The following is an 18,124-nucleotide window of genomic DNA, read 5'->3' on the forward strand; positions in this document are numbered from 1 at the left end:
TCTTTTAAAAATAAACCCTTATAAAAGGCATAAAAGCATTGGCATAAACACCTTGATTTTCTTTGTATAAAACATTGTACCGCAAACCAAACGTTACATTTTGAGATCGATAACCAGCGCCTAAAAACAAGGCTGTATTCCAAAAATTATCGGTAAAATTGCCATAATAATCCTCAAAAGTAGTATTTACTCTTAATTGTTCTAATTCAGCTGAAAGTTGGATTTGCTCTAAAGGGTTAAAGAGACCAATAATGCTTCCTCCATAGAGATTCGATTGATATACATTTTTTTGTTTCACATAACTATATTGTAAACCAAGACCAGCTGCAAAATAGTCATTAAAGTTATAGATGGCACTAGGTGCAACAGTTACATTCGTATAATTATTGCCAAAACCAAGACCTAAACCACCACCAAATTGTACTTTTTCCCAAAATAAACTTCGTGATTCAATAGACTCATTTTCTTGTGCATTACTATGAAAAACATTTGTTATTAAAAGGGTAAAAACCAAACAAAATGTTAAAAAAAACTGCTTATTCTTTTTCATAGGCCCAATTCTAAAAAAAATATGTTATAAAAGTACGATTTTCTTTAAAAGATTATAGCAAATGTTTTACTTTTGCATAATATTTTTAACCAAATCGTCATTAGACTAGATATATGGATAGGTTTTCCTTTTTAAATGCTGCTCATACAGCATTTTTCGCTGATTTATACGATCAATATTTACAAAACCCAGATACTGTTGAACCGAGTTGGAGAAGTTTTTTCCAAGGTTTTGATTTTGCAAATGAGTTTGCAAGTCCAGTGGAGCAATTGTCAGCCATGGCAAATGGAACTACAACTGTAAATGACAATGCTGAAAAAATACTTAAAGAATTTAATGTTCTTAAGTTAATTGAAGGATATCGAACGCGAGGACATTTGTTTACTAAAACAAATCCTGTAAGAGAGAGAAGGACATATTCACCTACATTAGCCATCGAGAATTTTGGATTATCACAATCCGATTTGAATACGGTTTTTGATGCAGCTAAAATGGTAAACATGCAACCAAGTACTTTAGCTGAAATTATCAAACATCTTGAAAGTGTTTATTGTTCTTCCATAGGAGTAGAATACATGTATATTCGTGACCCAAAAGTGCAAGAATGGATTAAGAACCGATTGGATATTAATGATAATCAGCCTAATTTTTCGGCAGAACAAAAGAAAAATATTTTAGGAAAGTTAAATGAAGCGGTTTCTTTTGAAACGTTTTTACATGCTAAATATGTTGGACAAAAGCGATTTTCATTGGAAGGCTGTGAATCGGCTATTCCAGCTTTAGATGCATTAATAGAAGCTGCTGCTGAAAAAGGTGTAGAGCAATTTGTAATGGGAATGGCTCACCGAGGGCGTTTGAATGTTTTAGCCAATATTTTTGGAAAGAATACACAAAATATTTTCTCAGAATTTGATGGAAAAGATTATGATGATGATATGTACTTCGATGGTGATGTAAAATACCACTTAGGACTTACATCAGATAGAGAAACAAATTCTGGTAAAAAAATCAATTTAAATTTAGCACCAAACCCGTCACATTTAGAAACTGTTGGTGCCGTTATAGAAGGTATTGCTAGAGCAAAACAAGATCGAAATTATCCAGATAATGCTTCTAAAGTATTGCCTATTGCTTTGCATGGAGATGCCGCTGTTGCTGGACAAGGTATTGTTTATGAAATCATTCAAATGGCAAAATTGGATGGTTACAAAACAGGAGGAACCATTCACTTGGTCATCAACAACCAGGTTGGTTTTACCACAAATTATTTAGATGCGCGTTCATCTACCTATTGTACCGATGTCGCAAAAGTGACATTATCTCCAGTTTTACATGTGAATGCAGATGATGCTGAAGCAGTAGTTCATGCCATGTTGTTTGCGTTAGATTACCGAATGGAATTTGGTACCGATGTATTTATCGACCTATTAGGCTATAGAAAATATGGACATAATGAAGGGGATGAGCCTAAATTTACACAACCTATTTTATATAAAGCAATTTCAAAACATAAAAATCCAAGAGATATTTATGCTGAAAAATTGAAGAATGAAGGTATTATTGATGCTAATTATGTCAAAGAATTAGAAGAGAAATACAAAGCAAAACTCGATGAAAACTTAGAAGAATCTCGTAAAAAAGACTTAACAGTCATTACACCTTTCATGCAAAATGAATGGACCGGATTTGAACAAGTTTCAGATGCAGGAATGCTTGAAAAACAAGATACGTCTTTCAATAAAGAAAAATTAACTGAAATAGCAAAAACCATATGCGAATTGCCTTCTAATAAGAAATTTATTAGTAAGATTACTAAAATTATCAAAGATCGAAATGATATGTATTTTGAGAAAGATAGTTTAGATTGGGCAATGGGCGAACTCTTAGCCTATGGTACTTTATTACAAGAAGGTTACGACGTACGTATTTCGGGTCAGGATGTAGAAAGAGGTACTTTTTCTCATAGACATGCTGTAATTAAAGTAGAAGACTCTGAAGAAGAAGTAGTTTTATTAAACGATATCAAAGATAAAAAAGGGAATTTTTATATTTATAATTCCTTACTTTCCGAATATGGAGTAGTTGGTTTTGAATATGGATATGCCTTAGCTTCACCAAATACATTAACGATATGGGAAGCACAATTTGGAGATTTTTCTAATGGTGCTCAAATTATGATTGACCAATATATTTCTGCAGGGGAAGATAAGTGGAACAATCAAAACGGATTGGTAATGTTGTTGCCTCACGGATACGAAAACCAAGGAGCGGAGCACTCATCAGCACGTATGGAGCGTTACTTACAAATGTGTGCGAAACACAATATGTATATTGCAGATTGTACTACACCAGCTAACTTCTTCCATTTGTTGAGAAGACAAATGAAAAGTAAATTCCGCAAGCCTTTAATTGTATTTACACCAAAGAGTCTGTTACGTCTAGATTTAGCAGTTTCAAAAGTTGATGAATTAGCAAACGGACAATTCCAAGAAATTTTAGATGATCCAAATGTTACGGATAAAAAAGCAATAAAAACATTAGTGCTTTGTACGGGTAAAGTGTACTACGATATTATTATTAAAAGAGAAGAATTAGAAAGAAATGATGTAGCCGTAGTACGTTTAGAGCAATTATTCCCATTAGCTACGGATCAAATTAAAGCGATTATTGAGAGCTATCCAAATGTAGAAGATTATGTTTGGGCTCAAGAAGAGCCTAAAAACATGGGAGCTTACAGTTATATGTTAATGAATTTCGATTTAGTAAAATTAAGATTAGCATCACCAAAAGCCTATAGTGCTCCTGCTGCAGGAAGTTACGAGCGTTCTAAAAAACGCCAGAAAAAAGCTATAGAAATGGTTTTCGATAAAACAATAGTTCAATAAAAAAATTCAAATGTCAGCCCTGTCATTAAAAAATGCAAGTATAGGGTCAACTTTTAAACTAAAAGAATATGATTTTAGAAATGAAAGTCCCATCACCGGGAGAGTCAATTAAAGAAGTAGAAATTGCAACTTGGTTAGTACAAGATGGCGATTATGTTGAAAAAGATCAAGCTATTGCTGAGGTAGATTCAGATAAAGCTACTTTAGAATTACCAGCGGAAGCAAGTGGTATTATTACTTTAAAAGCGGAAGAAGGTGATGCGGTTGCTGTTGGTGCAGTAGTCTGTTTAATTGATACGGGTGCTGCAAAACCATCTGGTAACGATAACGGTGCAGTTGCTTCAAAAGAAGAAGTGAAAACAGAAGTTAAAAAGGATGAAGCACCAAAGGCTCCAGCGGAAACAGAAAAAACATATGCTTCTGGAACACCCTCTCCAGCAGCAAGAAAAATATTAGAAGAGAAAAGCATTGAGCCATCTACTATCGTAGGAACGGGTAAAGGTGGACGCATCACTACTGAAGATGCTAAAAATGCAGTGCCTTCAATGGGAACACCTACTGGTGGTAACAGAGGTTCTGAGAAAACGAAATTATCCATGTTACGTCGTAAAGTGGCAGAACGTTTAGTATCTGCTAAAAATGAAACAGCTATGTTAACTACTTTTAATGAAGTAGACATGACTGCGATTTACGACTTACGTAACCAATATAAAGACGAATTCAAAAACAAGCACAATGTTGGTTTAGGATTTATGTCTTTCTTTACAAAAGCAGTAACTCGTGCGTTACAATTGTACCCAGATGTTAACTCTATGATCGATGGAGATTACAAAGTGGCTTACGATTTTTGTGATATTTCTGTAGCGGTTTCTGGACCAAAAGGATTAATGGTTCCTGTAATGCGTAATGCAGAATTATTGTCTTTCAGAGGCGTTGAAGCGGAAATCAAACGTTTGGCTTTAAGAGCGCGTGACGGACAAATTACGGTAGATGAAATGACTGGAGGAACTTTCACGATTTCTAATGGTGGAGTTTTTGGAAGTATGTTATCTACTCCTATTATTAATCCTCCTCAATCTGGAATTTTAGGAATGCATAATGTAGTGGAAAGAGCTATCGTTAAAAACGGTCAAATAGTAATTGCTCCAGTAATGTTTGTAGCTTTATCGTATGATCATAGAATTATCGACGGACGTGAGTCGGTTGGTTTCTTAGTGGCTGTTAAAGAAGCTTTAGAAAATCCAGTAGAATTATTAATGGATAACAATCCTAAGAAAGCTTTAGAGCTTTAATAAAATGATATTCTAAATTTTTAGTATAAACAAAACCCCAAATTCTATGAATTTGGGGTTTTTTATTTTGAGTAACTTTACGTACACTATTTCAAATACAAATAATGATTGGAATAATCAATAATGGCTTTTCCTTGTAACAATACATCTGCACCAATAATGCCATCTACTGCTTTGGTTTTATAACTGTTCAAAGCCTCATTTACATGACTCATATCAAAAATAATAACCATAAGACTTTTGGTTTTCCAACGGCTCATTTGCAATACATTACTTTTTGAAACTTGGGTTTCCATTCCAGTTGCACCTGCTCCAGCAGCCTTCGTTTCTGAGTTTTCAGCAAATAATTGGAACTTTGAAATGCCTTCATTACCCACACAGCTATTACTGGCTCCAGTATCCAAAATAAAAGTGCCATTTACGCCATTTATTTTGGCTTTAATAAGTAAATGTTGGGTTTTTAAAACAGTAAATTTTATCTTTTTATATTTCTTTTCTTTTAAGAAATCTTGCAATTCTTCCATAACTCAAAAATAGTACAATTAGGAGAAGAAATCCTAACGCATAATAATAAATATAAGTTGTCTCTGAGCTGTCAATAGCTCCATAATATACAAATGCACTCCAGTAGTAAGGTGATTTTTTTGCATTTGAAATGGATTGGTCTTCCAAATAATCCATTTTAGCGGCATAATTCGATTCAAAAAAGGAATGTTGCTTATTGTAATTAGAATAAAAATGAGTCATAATTTCTGAGGTCGCAAAATCATTAATTTTCCACAAACTAAAAAGCACATTTTTAGCTCCTGCATATTGAAACGCACGTGCTATACTTATAGCTCCTTCTCCTTTTTGAAGTTTACCAATACCCGTTTCACAAGCACTTAAAACCACTAAATCAGGATGGCAATCTTGTAATCCGTATAATTCGTTTACTAACATAACATCATCATAAAATACTAAGGTGGCAGGTGTACTAAACGAACCACTTGTGCCGTGAGTAGAAAGATGAATGATTCCGTATTGATTGCAATATTTTTTAAAGTTTTCACGGTTTGCAGCTTCATTTAGAAATAAAGTAGCTTTGTTTTTCTCTAAGATTTTAGATTCTTCAATAGAATATTCTAAATAAGCATTGGTGTTTTTAAAAATAGGAAAAAAGCCAACGATTGTATTGTTTTTATGAGAAACCACATTTTTAGAATAAAAAGTTGCATTACTTTGATACGCTATCTTATTTTGATAGACTAAAAATGGAATGGTAGTATAGGTTTTAGAATTGGTTTTTTGGGTTACCAAAGCATCAAAAGCTACAAAATGAAGTAATCCATCAGGAAAAATGACTAAATTTTTTTGAGGTTCAACTTGTTCTAAACCTAATAGGGTATAGAGTGAATAAGCTGTAGTTGTAAAAGAAGCAACATTACTATTAATGGTATTTGCTTTTTCAAACGAAGCGATGAATTTTTTTAATGTATTTTCTTGATCTGTGTTGAATGTAATTTTTTTCCAATTTACTTCTCCATTATTGCTGTAAAAGGAATACGCTTTTTCTTTACCCCAAAAATAATAAAGTAGTTGCGCTTGATCCTCGTTCAATTTTTTTTGTATATCAAATAGTGTTATAGTCTCTGTTTTGCTTTTAAAGATGGTATTAATTTTTTTATTCAAGTTTTTCAATTGTATGCTTAAGGTTGCTAATTCATTGTTTAAGCTGATCAATCGTTCGTGGTTTTTTTGGGTAATTTGCAAACGAATGTATTCGTTAATTAAGAACTCTTGTTTGCTTACTAATTCGTTTTGTAATTGTAAATCGGAATTGTTTGGGAATTGTTCCAATAAGGTTTTTTGCTGATTTCGGTCTTTTAAAACAGTGTTTTTTGTTTTTTCAGCATAGGTAAATGCTTTTTCTAAGAAATGCAGTTCTGACCTATCTTGATAGAGGTTCCACAAGATGTCGATGCATTTTTCGGTACGTTTTCGATCTTCAATTTGGTGTCTAATTTCAGCTTCTTGAGAGATGAGTTGGTCACGAATTAAATCACTCACATAAAAGCTCAAGTCATACCATTTTAATTTTTCTAGATTATCTTCTTCTAGATAAGCCAAGCCATCAAAGATGACTAAAAAAGTATTTTCAGGATAAAGTATATTGGTGTCTAAATGGGTATTTGTTTTATCAAAAGGAAGTAAAGTAGCATAAGCTTTTGTAAAACTATTTCTTGCCTTTTGATTGTCATTTAAAGAAATGTAAATAGAAGCCTCTTCGGTGTATAATTTTGCTAAGGTTCTCGCCTCTATATTTTTATCTTTTAAAATTTGGGTCTTTGCTTTTTCAAAATAGCTTAAGGCTGCATTAGGATTGTTATTTTGTAAAGCCATCCACGCCTTGTTTTTTAATGCTTGAGTATCATTGGTTTCAACCTCTTTTAAAGTTGTTTTTTTATCGAAATTCTTATTTTGTAAACCCATAGTATTTACTGCGAGTTCTTCTTGAATTCTTTTTTTTTGAACAGCAGAAGCATTTTGATTTTTTGCTACTTTTTGAAGTAAATCAATAGCGGTTTTATAGTTACCAATGGTTTTGTAAACAATAGATAAATTAATGTAACCAGAAATAATGTTGGGTGGGTTGTTGTCTTTTTCCGCCATGAAAATATACTTTTTGATGATATTTTCTGCCATAGTAAAATTACCCGTTTTGGTATACAAAGTGCCTAAGGGTTTCAAACAAAATTCGATGATATCATAATTGGATAAATGGTTGTTTGAAAAAAGTAACCAAGCCTTTTCATAGGAGTCAATTGCCTTTTGTTGCAAATTCGCTTTCATTTCAAACGAACCTTTATTGCAATATAAAATGACTAAAGCCAGTTTTTCATCATTAGTAGCAATCGATTTAGAAAAGACAAGTGCTTTTTGGTTTAATTCGTTAAGAGTAGTGGAGTTAGGATTAGCTACAAATGTATCAATGGCGTTGTAAATCTGATCTTCTAAATTTTGTGAAAAACTTGAGATTGAAAATAAAAGAATAAAAAGGATATTTTTAAAACTTCCAAATTGCATAGAATTGCCACGAATCAAAATTATTTTTAAAATTTTTATAATACCGAATTCCTAAACTTGGTCCAATTCTAGCAAAACCAAAAGTTGTATCTAAGAAAAATTGGGTTTGAACTTCTGTTTTCTCTTTGGTTGTTTCGGAACGGTATTGAATTAAATTTCGATATTCATTTCCGGGAACTAAGCTAGGAGTATTAGGAGTTTGGGTGATTTCATAATAATGTGTAGTTGTTTTTGTTTCTGTGGAAGAAGAAACGATAGTGCTTATTTGTGGACCAAAACCAATTCCGATGTAATTGTTAATATTATATCGCAACGAAATGGGAACAGTTTCTACTATTTTTCTGGATTGTTCTACGGAAACTTCTCTTCCTACAAACGCCACATCAATAACTTGTCCTGTGCCAGTTTCAAAAGGTCCTACAACTTCAGGTTCTGGTGAAATAGTAAAGGAATTTTGACTTTCAAAATCATGTTTGTTAGCATATAATTCGCTTTGCCAATAAAAGCGATACGATTTAAAAGGAGAAATTGTAAGTCCGGTGAAATAACTTTTGGAATTATTTAATTTAGGAAAATAGGTATATCCCGCTTTCACACCTATGGAAATTCCAGGGTTAAATCGGGTTCTAGAATAATTAGTGACTATAGGTTCGTTTTTATCAAAAATAATTTTTGTACGACTTTTAGTGCCTATTTTATGGAAATCTTCACCAAATTTTAAACTATATTTTACAAATCCTTTTGTAGAATCTTTTTCAGTTACATTTTTCTGTTGGGTACCAGGTAAATAAATATTTTTAAAAGTAAAGATGATTTGCTTTTGCTGAATTAAAGTATCTAAGCAACTATATCGAACTTCTTCATTCTTAGGGCAAATGGGACATTCTGGATACATACTCTCAATTTGAAGCGTGGATTTGTCAAACATGTCAGGTACATCCGTTTCTAAACGAATCGTTCGTGCAGGTCCTTCACCATCATTTTGAAAACGTGTTTTGAATTTAATTCGTTTAAACCGCACCAATCTGTAATTGATAAATAAGCCACTAGTAGACATTTTATTTGGATCATGAGAAGTTACAATCTCCATTTCCATATCTTTAATTTTATGGTTTTCGTAATTATCATCAGGAACGTAAATACTTCTTACTTTTAAAATAGCACTTGTATCTTTAATCATTTCTGGCGTGGTTTTCAAAGTAAAAAAGATATGGCGTTGTTCATTGGGATTGAGATTTTTAAAAGTAATTTTTTTTCCATTTTGGAAGGTTTGTTGGGCTTCTTCAATAGATAATGGAAGATTCTTACGCTCTGTTGTATCTTGAAATTTATAATTCGTATACGATATATTTTCGGCTGTAGCCAAAACTAGCATTTGATCATCGTACGCTTGGTTGTACACTAAATCTTTTCCTAATTCCATTATTTTTTCATCATAATAATTTCGTGTTTCTAATAATTCGAAATTATCCTGCTTAAATTCTCTTTCATTGTAATAAAAGTAAATGGTGCCATTAGTAACATATTCTTTATCATTTTTATAACTCAAAACAATAACAAAATCTTCATTTGGAAGTGGTTCTCTGTTTCTTCTTAATTCAATATTGTCTTTCAAAATTGGAATTTCGTTGTCTAAAACAGTTGCAGTTTCATTTGTTTTTACTTTTGTAGGTCGTGTTGAAGGCGTTCTTCCAGTGTCATAATTGTTGGTAGCCCACAATTTCACCTCATAGTTTCCTGGGTTTTTGTAAGTGTGTTTTGGTTTTTCCTTTGTGCTAAAATGACCATCTCCAAATTCCCAATAATAGCTATAAAAAGCTTTTGGAGCTCCCGCTATTTGATTTAAAGCCGGTTTTTCAGAATCAAAATAAAAAGTGTTTCCTTCTTGAAGAGGAACAATAACTGCTTTAGGAATTATTGTATCTTTTTCTTTGGTTTGAGAAAACAACAAAATAAATTGAAAAAGAAAAAAAATAAATGCTATTTTTTTTAGCATGGGTTTTGAGATTTTAGGTTAAATATAAGAAAAAGTGATGAACAAGTCACCACTTTCTCTAACAAACTAAACTAATTATGGCAGCGCATTAATTGCAGCAACTAACTGAGCTTCTGTTCCTACAACCGTTTCGCTAAAAGTAAAATTATATACTGCATTAGCGGATATGGTTACTGGTTTTATGGCATATCTCCATTGTCCATCTTCTTCCGTTGCAAAGATGATATGACACGCTAAACCAACTGGAATTTGTCCGTAGTGTTCTGAAAACTGACCTGTAACAGCGTCATAGGTATCTAATTTAGCCAAAGCATTACCTTCGCCATCATAATGTAAATACACCGCACTGTTTTCGTAGTTGTAACCTGTAGGTACGGTAACCAAAATTTGAGTTTTTGGACCTGTAAAGCTGTAAAATTTATCGACGTTGGTCCATCCAAAATTATTAAAGAAGGCATAATACGTTGAACCATTTGCTCCTTGTTCTAGAAAAACACCTCCTTGGCCACCAGTTGCATCTCGTTCCTCATTCCACTCGATATTTCCATCCTCGTCAATTTGACCATTCCATAAAATCATATCATTTTCTTCCGATGTAAGATTGGAAGGAATTCGTAAATTCATACCACAGTTTAAAGTTATTTGTTGGCCATTTTGTGTGGCATTAATATAGAATTCTCCTCCAGAAACTAACATGGCTAAATCTCCTGTAGGTAAAACACCCATAGTGGTCTTGTCTGTAACCAACATATTTCCACCATTAAACACTTCAATATATTTGATGTCTACAATTCCAGTTAAGGGATTGCCATTAAGACTTAAGCAAGAAGGGTTAATGTCAATTTCTACTCCGTTAGCGGAAGTGAAAGTTGTAGTTCCATTGGCAACATCTAACTGAAAATTTTGAGTTATAGCTTCTAACGCATCTTCTCTAAGCGCAGCAAATTCTGCTGCAGTTGGTTTTGGATCGCAATTTCCATCACAATCATTATCATCATTTTTTTCACAACTTATAGTGGTTGCTATAAAACTAATTATAATAACTGTTTGAAATAATCCACTTACTTTTTTTCTTAAAACATCTAACTTTTTCATGATTTCTAATTTTTTAATTTATAGTTATTTTCTAGTATATCAACTTTTTGTTTGAATTGTTACCTCTTTAGTAAAAAAACAGTCAAAAAGTTTTATACTACTATATCCATAAAGGCGATGAATTGTTACCCCTTAATTATTTTAATTTTGTAGTTTCTTTATATCTTAGCTAATAAATAAATGGATATGAGTGAAAAACAACTGCATGAAGATCAATTTTATATAACGGGTTTAAAGGAGAATAATACTTCGGTTATACAAGCAATTTATAAGAAATTTGTCCCCAAAGTAATTCAACATATCAAAAATAATAATGGAAGTGAAGCCGAAGCACAAGATGTGGTTCAGGAAGTTTTAATTACGATTTATCAACAAGCAACAGAAAAAAAATTACAATTAACCTGTCCGTTTGACGCTTATTTTTTCTTACTCTGCAAAAGAAAATGGTTGAACGAATTGAAAAAATCTTCACAAAAGGAGGTAACATTCATAAATGAAAATGTATCTAAAGATGAATCGCTTCAAGAAATGATATTTCAAACCGAAATTTTTTCTGAAAAACAAGCCTTATTTGATCAGATGTTTCAACAATTAGGGGAAAAATGTAAAGAAGTGTTACGATTAAGTTTTGTGACCAAAAGCATGGAAGAAGTAGCGGTAAAATTAGGCGTAACGTATGCATATGTGAGAAAGAAAAAATCACTCTGCACTGCACAATTAACGCAATTAATTAGAGAATCGGTTCACTATCAATCTTTAAAAAATAAATAAGATGCAAGAAGAGATGTACTTTGCTTTTGAGCAATATTTGGGAAATGAAATGAATCTAGAGGAAAAAGCAGCTTTTGAGAACAAACTGCTAGAAGATACGTATTGGAAAGAAAATTTTGAATTGTATCAACAAACACATCAATTTTTAAAAAATAAGTTTTCAAGTAAAACAGTTGCTTTTAAACAAAATCTAAAGCTGATAGCTCTTGAAAACCAATCTAATAAAAATAGTTTAAAAATAATTCCAATGTATTCCAAATGGTTTGCGGTTGCAGCTACTGTGGTACTGTTTTGCTCCATTTGGTTTTTTATGCAAAGCAACGAACCAAATTATATAGAGTATAACCAACATGAAAAGGCCTATTTTACAGAAAGAAGTGAAGGTGTTGCAGTTTTGAAAGAAGCTCAAGACGCTTTTAATGCAAAAGCATATGAAAGTGCTGTTGGTTATTTTGAACAAATTCCACATGCAAATCGAAACGAAGAGATTAATTTATACCATGCGATTGCTTTACTTGAGACCAATAAATTTGAACAAGCCGAAGCACTATTGCAAACTATAAAAAGTGGGAATTCCGTTTATAAAGAAAAGGCAATTTGGTATTTGGGTTTGTCTAAGTTGAAACAGAAAGATTATACCTCTTGTAAACAACTGTTAGAAGGGTTGCCAGAATCGGCTGACGATTACAGTAAAGCACAAGAAATACTAGAAAAATTATAAACGTTACATGAAAAAGAAAAGAAAGAGCTGCTGAATATTCAGTAGCTTTTTTAGTTTAAGCCGAATAAAGATTCTATTTTTGCAACCAAATACAAACGTTTTGGATACCTTATTACAATTAACAGATACGCATACTCATTTGTATAGTGAAGAATTTGATGCAGATAGAGATGCTATGATTCAACGTGCCATAAATGTTGGAGTTTCCCGTTTTTTCTTACCTTCAATAGATTCCAGTTGTACGCAAAAAATGTATGATTTGGAAAAACAATATCCAGATAATATTTTTTTAATGATGGGATTGCACCCAACGTATGTTAAAGAAAACTACAAAGAAGAATTGGCTAATGTTGAAAAACAATTGGCTTCAAGAAAGTTTTATGCCATTGGAGAAATTGGAATAGATTTGTATTGGGATAAAACCTATTTAAAAGAGCAACAAGAAGCTTTTCAGTACCAAATTCAATTGGCTAAAAAATATCAATTGGCTATCAATATTCATTGTAGAGATGCTTTTGATGAGGTTTTTGAAGTTTTAGAGCAAGAAAGGGCTACTGATTTATTTGGAATATTTCATTGTTTTACAGGTGATTTTAATCAAGCAAAAAAAGCCATCGATTTGAATATGAAATTAGGAATAGGAGGAGTGGCTACTTTTAAAAATGGAAAAATTGATCAATTTTTAAATGAAATCGATTTACAACATATTGTTTTGGAGACCGATGCACCTTACTTAGCACCTGTTCCTCATAGAGGAAAACGCAATGAGAGCAGTTATACTTTGCTGGTTGCCCAAAAGTTAGCTGAAATTTACCAGCTTTCTGTAGCTGAAATTGCAACTATTACAACGGCCAACTCCAAGGCGATTTTCGGAATTTAACGATGATTTCATCTTCATTTATTATTTTTTTTGTTCTTTTGTGTATTGATTTTTATTAATATGTCAAAATTCGATAGTATTCGTCCTTACTATGATTCAGAAGTAAATGAAGCCCTGTGTGCTTCATTAAACCATCCTATGTTAAAAGCGATGATGAATTTTACATTTCCAGATGTAGCTGATGAAGTTTGGAAAGAACAATTAAAAAAAACACATTCCATTCGAGATTTTCAAATTAATTTTGTGTATCAATCCATTCAAAAAGTTTTAGAAAAAAGTTCGGATGGGTTAACGACTTCTGGTTTTGAAAAATTAGAAAGAAATACTCCTTATTTGTTTATCTCTAATCACAGAGATATTATTTTAGATACCTCTTTACTAAATGTCTCCCTTTTTGATCATGGCTTAGTTATGACCGCTTCAGCCATTGGAGATAATTTGGTAAAAAAAGATTTTGTTTTAAAATTATCTAAACTCAATAGAAACTTTTTAGTACAGCGCAATCTTTCTCCCAGAGAATTATTACAAAGTTCAAAGTTAATGTCGGAGTACATGTACCATCTTTTGAACAAAGAAAATCGATCGGTTTGGATTGCTCAAAGAGAAGGTCGAACCAAAGACGGTAATGATGCAACCCATCAAGGTGTTTTAAAAATGGTTGCCATGGCTTCAGATGAAAATAATGTAATGGACTTTTTTAAAAAATTAAAAATAGTTCCTGTTTCAATTTCTTATGAATATGACCCTACAGATGCTTTAAAAATGCCACAATTATTGGCTCAAGCTAAAGATGAAGTATATATTAAGGAGAAAAATGAAGATTTTATAACGCTTTTAAGTGGGATTATTGGTCAGAAAAAAAGAATTCATATTCATGTAGGCGATATTATTCAGCATGAACTGGATATGATTAAGAGTGATTTTGATAATTCAAATAAGCAAATTCAAGCTTTAGCCAATGTAATTGACGATTCTATTTTACAAAATTACAAGCTTTGGCCTACCAATTATATCGCTTACGATATCTTACATCAAACCGAACAATTTGCCTCTTATTATACCAAAGAAGAAAAACAATTGTTTCAGAGACGTTTTGAAATGCGAATTGATACCGATAATCCTACGGTAAGAGATGGTTTTTTAGCTATGTATGCGAATCCTGTGGTTAATAAAATGAAATATCACAATGCCAAATAAACCTAATATTTTATTAATCTATACAGGAGGCACTATTGGAATGGTTAAAAGTACTGTTTCGGGTGCTTTAAAAGCGTTTAATTTTAAAAAATTACTCAATAAAATTCCTGAAATTAAACTGTTAGATTGTGAAATCGATACCCTTTCCTTCGAAGAACCCATCGATTCTTCCAATATGAATGTCAAATATTGGCAACAAATCGCAGTAATTATTCAGGAAAATTTCACAAAATTTGATGGATTTGTGGTTTTGCATGGGTCTGATACCATGTCTTACAGTGCTTCTGCCTTAAGTTTTATGCTGGAAAATTTATCAAAACCAGTAGTTTTTACGGGTTCTCAATTGCCTATTGGAGACTTAAGAACAGATGCTAAAGAAAATTTAATTACAGCCATACAAATAGCTTCTTTAAAAGAAAAGGGAAAATCGGTAATTCAAGAAGTTTGCTTGTATTTTGAATACAAATTATATAGAGGAAACCGAACTACTAAAATAAGTGCGGAACATTTTAATGCATTTGCATCTCCAAACTTTCCTGAGTTAGCGGAGTCAGGTGTTCATTTGAAAGTGAATAAAGAAGCAATTCTGAAAAAAGCAAACACAAAAGCACTAAAAGTGAACTTGGATTTTGATCAAAATGTAGTTATTTTAAAAGTTTTTCCAGGGATTACCGCAGCAGTGATGGATGCTATTATTCATATACAAAATTTAAAAGGGATTGTATTAGAAACCTATGGCTCTGGAAATGCACCCTCAGAAAAATGGTTTATTGAAAAATTACAAGAAGCAATAAATAATAATATTCACGTTATAAACGTAACGCAATGTAGTGGAGGAGCTGTTACGATGGGACAATACGAGACGAGTACGCAATTAAAAAAGATTGGAGTTATTTCTGGATATGATATTACAACAGAAGCTGCAATTACAAAATTGATGTATTTATTAGGTCAAAAAGTGTCTCATAAGGTGTTCAAAACCATTTTTGAAACCAGCTTACGAGGAGAAATATAGTAAAAAATAGCACTAAAATTTTTATACGTGAGAATTTTTACGTTATTTAGCGCCCTTGAAATTGAACATTGTCAAGGAGAGGTGTCCGAGAGGTCGAAGGAGCATGCCTGGAAAGTATGTATGCCCCTAAAGGGCATCGAGGGTTCGAATCCCTTCCTCTCCGCAGGAATAAAATATTTTTAATTTCATAAATAATTTTATACATTTAACCCAATTAACTAATTAAATTAAGAACAAAAGCGATGAAAAGATTATTTTCTATTTTAGCAATCACAGGGCTTATGACTTTTGGTAACATTCAAGCTCAAGACCAACCTACTGATGCAGATACTACTGCAACAGCTACTCAAATGGTTGATGATTCAACTGATGATGCAGTAGCTACAGACGATGCAGTAACATCTGACGAAGAAGTTGTTGATGTTGTTACTACAACAGAAGACGAAGCAACTTTTACTCAAAAAATGAAACAACGTTTCATTGAAGGAGGTCCTGGATTTATGGGAATTGTATTAATCTGTTTGATTTTAGGATTAGCAATTGCTATCGAAAGAATTATTTATTTAAATCTTTCAACTACTAACTCTAAAAAATTAATTGCAGACGTAGAAGATGCATTAAAATCTGGTGGTGTTGAAGCTGCTAAAGAAGTTTGTAGAAACACTTCTGGTCCAGTAGCATCTATTTTCTACCAAGGATTAGACAGACAAGCTCACGGAATTGATTCTGCAGAGAAAGCTGTTGTAGCTTATGGTGGAGTACAAATGGGACAATTAGAGAAAAACGTATCTTGGATTTCTTTATTCATCGCGTTAGCACCGATGTTAGGATTCATGGGAACAGTAATTGGTATGATTGAGGCGTTTGACCAAATTCAATCAGCTGGATCTATGGAGCCATCATTAGTTGCTGGAGGTATTAAAGTTGCCTTATTAACAACTGTATTCGGTCTTATTGTAGCTATTATTTTACAAATTTTCTATAACTATATTATCGCTAAAATCGATTCTATCGTTAATGATATGGAAGACGCATCAATTAGCTTAATTGATATCTTGTCTGATTACAGAAAATAATAACATAAAAAGACAATTCTCATGAATTTACACAAGATAACAAAATTTGCAGCTATCATTCTTGCAGTGGTAAGTGTTCTATTCTTAGGATTACTTATGGCTTCTTCAGAAGATGGTGCAGACAATAAATGGATTACTCCTTTAATTTATTTATCTTATATTGTACTTGCAATTTGTATTGGTATTGTATTGATATATGTATTAAAGAATTTGTTTTCCGATTCAGAAAATTTAAAAAAGACTTTAATTTCAGTTGCTTTATTTGCTGGAGTATTAGTAGTTTCTTACTTGCTTGCAAATGGAGATGATGTTAGAGCTAATGGTGAAGTATATTCTGGTTCAACACCAAAATTAGTAGGTGCAGGATTGAATGCTTTTTACATCCTTACAGTTGTTGCTTTAGGAACAATGGTTTGGGCTGGATTCACAAAAATTAAAAAATAATTATGGCAAAAAGAGAAGCACCAGAGGTAAATGCTGGTTCTATGGCAGATATTGCTTTCCTTCTTTTAATCTTCTTCTTGGTCACAACTACCATTGGAGTTGATCAGGGAATCAATAGATTGTTGCCTAGATGGGATGAGAATCCAGTTCAGCCTCAAATTAATGAAAGAAATATTATGCGTGTTTTAGTAAACCGTGATAATCAACTGTTAGTTAATGAGAAGCCTATGGATATCAAAGAGTTAAGGCAAGCGGCTATAGATTTCTTAGATAATAATGGAGCACAACAATGTTCGTATTGTCAAGGAAAAAAAGACCCAAATTCGTCTGATGGACCAGATGATGCAGTTATCTCTTTAATGAATGACGGTCAAACTACCTATGAAACATACATTGCTGTTCAAAACGAGCTCGTAGCGGCTTACTATTTCTTAAGAGATAGAGAAAGTATGAGACGTTATGGTAGAAAGTATACAGAAATAGAGTATATAGCAAATGACCCAGCATCAAAAGCGGTAGATGGATTAATTGATGAATTACAACCTAAGGTTAAGTTAATTCAAGATTTATATCCAATGAGGCTTTCAGAAGCAGAACCAAAAAAGAATCAATAACCCTTTAAGTTTTAGAAATTATGTCTAAATTTAAAAAGAAAAAATCGGGTGGAACACCTGGAATTTCCACAGCATCGTTACCGGATATTGTATTCATGCTTTTGTTCTTCTTTATGACTGCTACTACCATGAAGGATAGTGATTTGATGATCGAAAATAGATTACCTAAAGCAGATCAAACTGCTAAATTGCATAAGAAAAATTACATCATGTATATTTATGCTGGTAAACCTAAATCTAATTATGCAAGTAAATTAGGTGGATCAGATCGTATTCAGTTAAATGATAAAATCTCTTCGGTTTCAGATATTAGAAGTTTTGTAATTACTGAAAGAGCTGAAAGAAACTCTGAAGATGAGAAATATTTAACGGCTTCTTTAAAAGTTGATAAAGAAGTTAGAATGGGATTGATACAAGATATCAAAACTGAGTTACGTAAAGTGGAACAATTAAAAGTTAACTATACAACAAATAAAGGTAACCCTTTAGATTAATTAATCTTTTCGTTTAAATATAAGTAAA

At 32.4% G+C, this 18,124-nt stretch carries 16 protein-coding genes and 1 tRNA gene; 12 read left to right on the top strand and 5 right to left on the bottom strand.

Annotated features, from left to right (window positions below):
* Nucleotides 1-4: 4 nt before the first annotated feature.
* Complete coding sequence (locus NHF47_RS04000; RefSeq protein ID WP_252763725.1) at nucleotides 5-550, bottom strand: hypothetical protein; 546 nt, start codon at nucleotides 548-550, stop codon at nucleotides 5-7.
* A 113-nt stretch (nucleotides 551-663) separates the two neighbouring features.
* Here NHF47_RS04000 and NHF47_RS04005 point away from each other — a divergent pair, with 113 nt between their 5' ends.
* A complete protein-coding gene (locus tag NHF47_RS04005; protein ID WP_252763726.1) occupies nucleotides 664-3,435 on the top strand; it encodes a 2-oxoglutarate dehydrogenase E1 component in 2,772 nt (923 codons plus the stop codon).
* Between the two features lie 68 nt (nucleotides 3,436-3,503).
* Nucleotides 3,504-4,727, top strand: coding sequence for a 2-oxoglutarate dehydrogenase complex dihydrolipoyllysine-residue succinyltransferase (gene odhB / locus NHF47_RS04010; RefSeq protein WP_252763727.1), 1,224 nt, complete (start codon nucleotides 3,504-3,506; stop codon nucleotides 4,725-4,727).
* 86 nt (nucleotides 4,728-4,813) lie between these two features.
* Here the strand turns inward: odhB and NHF47_RS04015 are convergent, their stop codons facing one another.
* The 4 genes from NHF47_RS04015 to NHF47_RS04030 all read right to left on the bottom strand — a co-directional run bounded on the left by NHF47_RS04015 (nucleotide 4,814) and on the right by NHF47_RS04030 (nucleotide 10,884).
* On the bottom strand, nucleotides 4,814-5,251 hold the full coding sequence (locus NHF47_RS04015) for a retropepsin-like aspartic protease (RefSeq protein WP_252763728.1): 438 nt from the start codon (nucleotides 5,249-5,251) through the stop codon (nucleotides 4,814-4,816).
* On the bottom strand, nucleotides 5,211-7,811 hold the full coding sequence (locus tag NHF47_RS04020; protein WP_252763729.1) for a CHAT domain-containing protein: 2,601 nt from the start codon (nucleotides 7,809-7,811) through the stop codon (nucleotides 5,211-5,213). Before NHF47_RS04020 ends, NHF47_RS04015 begins: the two co-directional genes overlap by 41 nt.
* Nucleotides 7,774-9,789: a PKD domain-containing protein gene (locus NHF47_RS04025; RefSeq protein WP_252763730.1), complete on the bottom strand. Its 2,016-nt coding sequence runs from the start codon at nucleotides 9,787-9,789 to the stop codon at nucleotides 7,774-7,776. The genes NHF47_RS04020 and NHF47_RS04025 overlap by 38 nt, the downstream gene beginning before the upstream one ends.
* A 75-nt stretch (nucleotides 9,790-9,864) precedes the next feature.
* On the bottom strand, nucleotides 9,865-10,884 hold the full coding sequence (locus NHF47_RS04030) for a hypothetical protein (RefSeq protein ID WP_252763731.1): 1,020 nt from the start codon (nucleotides 10,882-10,884) through the stop codon (nucleotides 9,865-9,867).
* A 186-nt stretch (nucleotides 10,885-11,070) separates the two neighbouring features.
* Between NHF47_RS04030 and NHF47_RS04035 the strand changes: the two genes are divergently transcribed.
* From NHF47_RS04035 to NHF47_RS04080, 10 genes are all read left to right on the top strand, one after another.
* Nucleotides 11,071-11,655 carry an RNA polymerase sigma factor gene (locus NHF47_RS04035; protein ID WP_252763732.1) on the top strand — a complete coding sequence of 195 codons (585 nt, stop codon included), beginning with the start codon at nucleotides 11,071-11,073 and terminating at the stop codon, nucleotides 11,653-11,655.
* A gap of 1 nt (nucleotide 11,656) precedes the next feature.
* A complete protein-coding gene (locus tag NHF47_RS04040) occupies nucleotides 11,657-12,376 on the top strand; it encodes a tetratricopeptide repeat protein (RefSeq protein ID WP_252763733.1) in 720 nt (239 codons plus the stop codon).
* A 100-nt stretch (nucleotides 12,377-12,476) separates the two neighbouring features.
* Nucleotides 12,477-13,256: a TatD family hydrolase gene (locus NHF47_RS04045; protein ID WP_252763734.1), complete on the top strand. Its 780-nt coding sequence runs from the start codon at nucleotides 12,477-12,479 to the stop codon at nucleotides 13,254-13,256.
* 60 nt (nucleotides 13,257-13,316) lie between these two features.
* Nucleotides 13,317-14,453 (top strand): 1-acyl-sn-glycerol-3-phosphate acyltransferase, encoded by a 1,137-nt coding sequence (locus NHF47_RS04050; protein ID WP_252763735.1) that lies wholly within the window; start codon nucleotides 13,317-13,319, stop codon nucleotides 14,451-14,453.
* The gene (locus NHF47_RS04055; RefSeq protein WP_252763736.1) at nucleotides 14,443-15,468 is read left to right on the top strand and encodes an asparaginase; all 1,026 of its coding nucleotides are present in this window, start codon (nucleotides 14,443-14,445) and stop codon (nucleotides 15,466-15,468) included. Before NHF47_RS04050 ends, NHF47_RS04055 begins: the two co-directional genes overlap by 11 nt.
* A gap of 75 nt (nucleotides 15,469-15,543) precedes the next feature.
* Nucleotides 15,544-15,631 (top strand) — tRNA-Ser (locus NHF47_RS04060).
* Nucleotides 15,632-15,710: 79 nt separating this feature from the next.
* Entirely contained in the window at nucleotides 15,711-16,544 is an 834-nt protein-coding gene (locus NHF47_RS04065; protein ID WP_252763737.1) for a MotA/TolQ/ExbB proton channel family protein, read from the top strand.
* A gap of 21 nt (nucleotides 16,545-16,565) precedes the next feature.
* Nucleotides 16,566-16,988, top strand: coding sequence for a hypothetical protein (locus tag NHF47_RS04070; RefSeq protein WP_252763738.1), 423 nt, complete (start codon nucleotides 16,566-16,568; stop codon nucleotides 16,986-16,988).
* A gap of 2 nt (nucleotides 16,989-16,990) precedes the next feature.
* Entirely contained in the window at nucleotides 16,991-17,602 is a 612-nt protein-coding gene (locus tag NHF47_RS04075; protein WP_252763739.1) for a biopolymer transporter ExbD, read from the top strand.
* A 20-nt stretch (nucleotides 17,603-17,622) separates the two neighbouring features.
* Nucleotides 17,623-18,096, top strand: coding sequence for a biopolymer transporter ExbD (locus tag NHF47_RS04080; RefSeq protein ID WP_252763740.1), 474 nt, complete (start codon nucleotides 17,623-17,625; stop codon nucleotides 18,094-18,096).
* Nucleotides 18,097-18,124 lie beyond the last annotated feature (28 nt).

This window comes from Flavobacterium sp. NRK F7, from assembly GCF_024054195.1.
Classification (GTDB): Bacteria; Bacteroidota; Bacteroidia; order Flavobacteriales; family Flavobacteriaceae; genus Flavobacterium.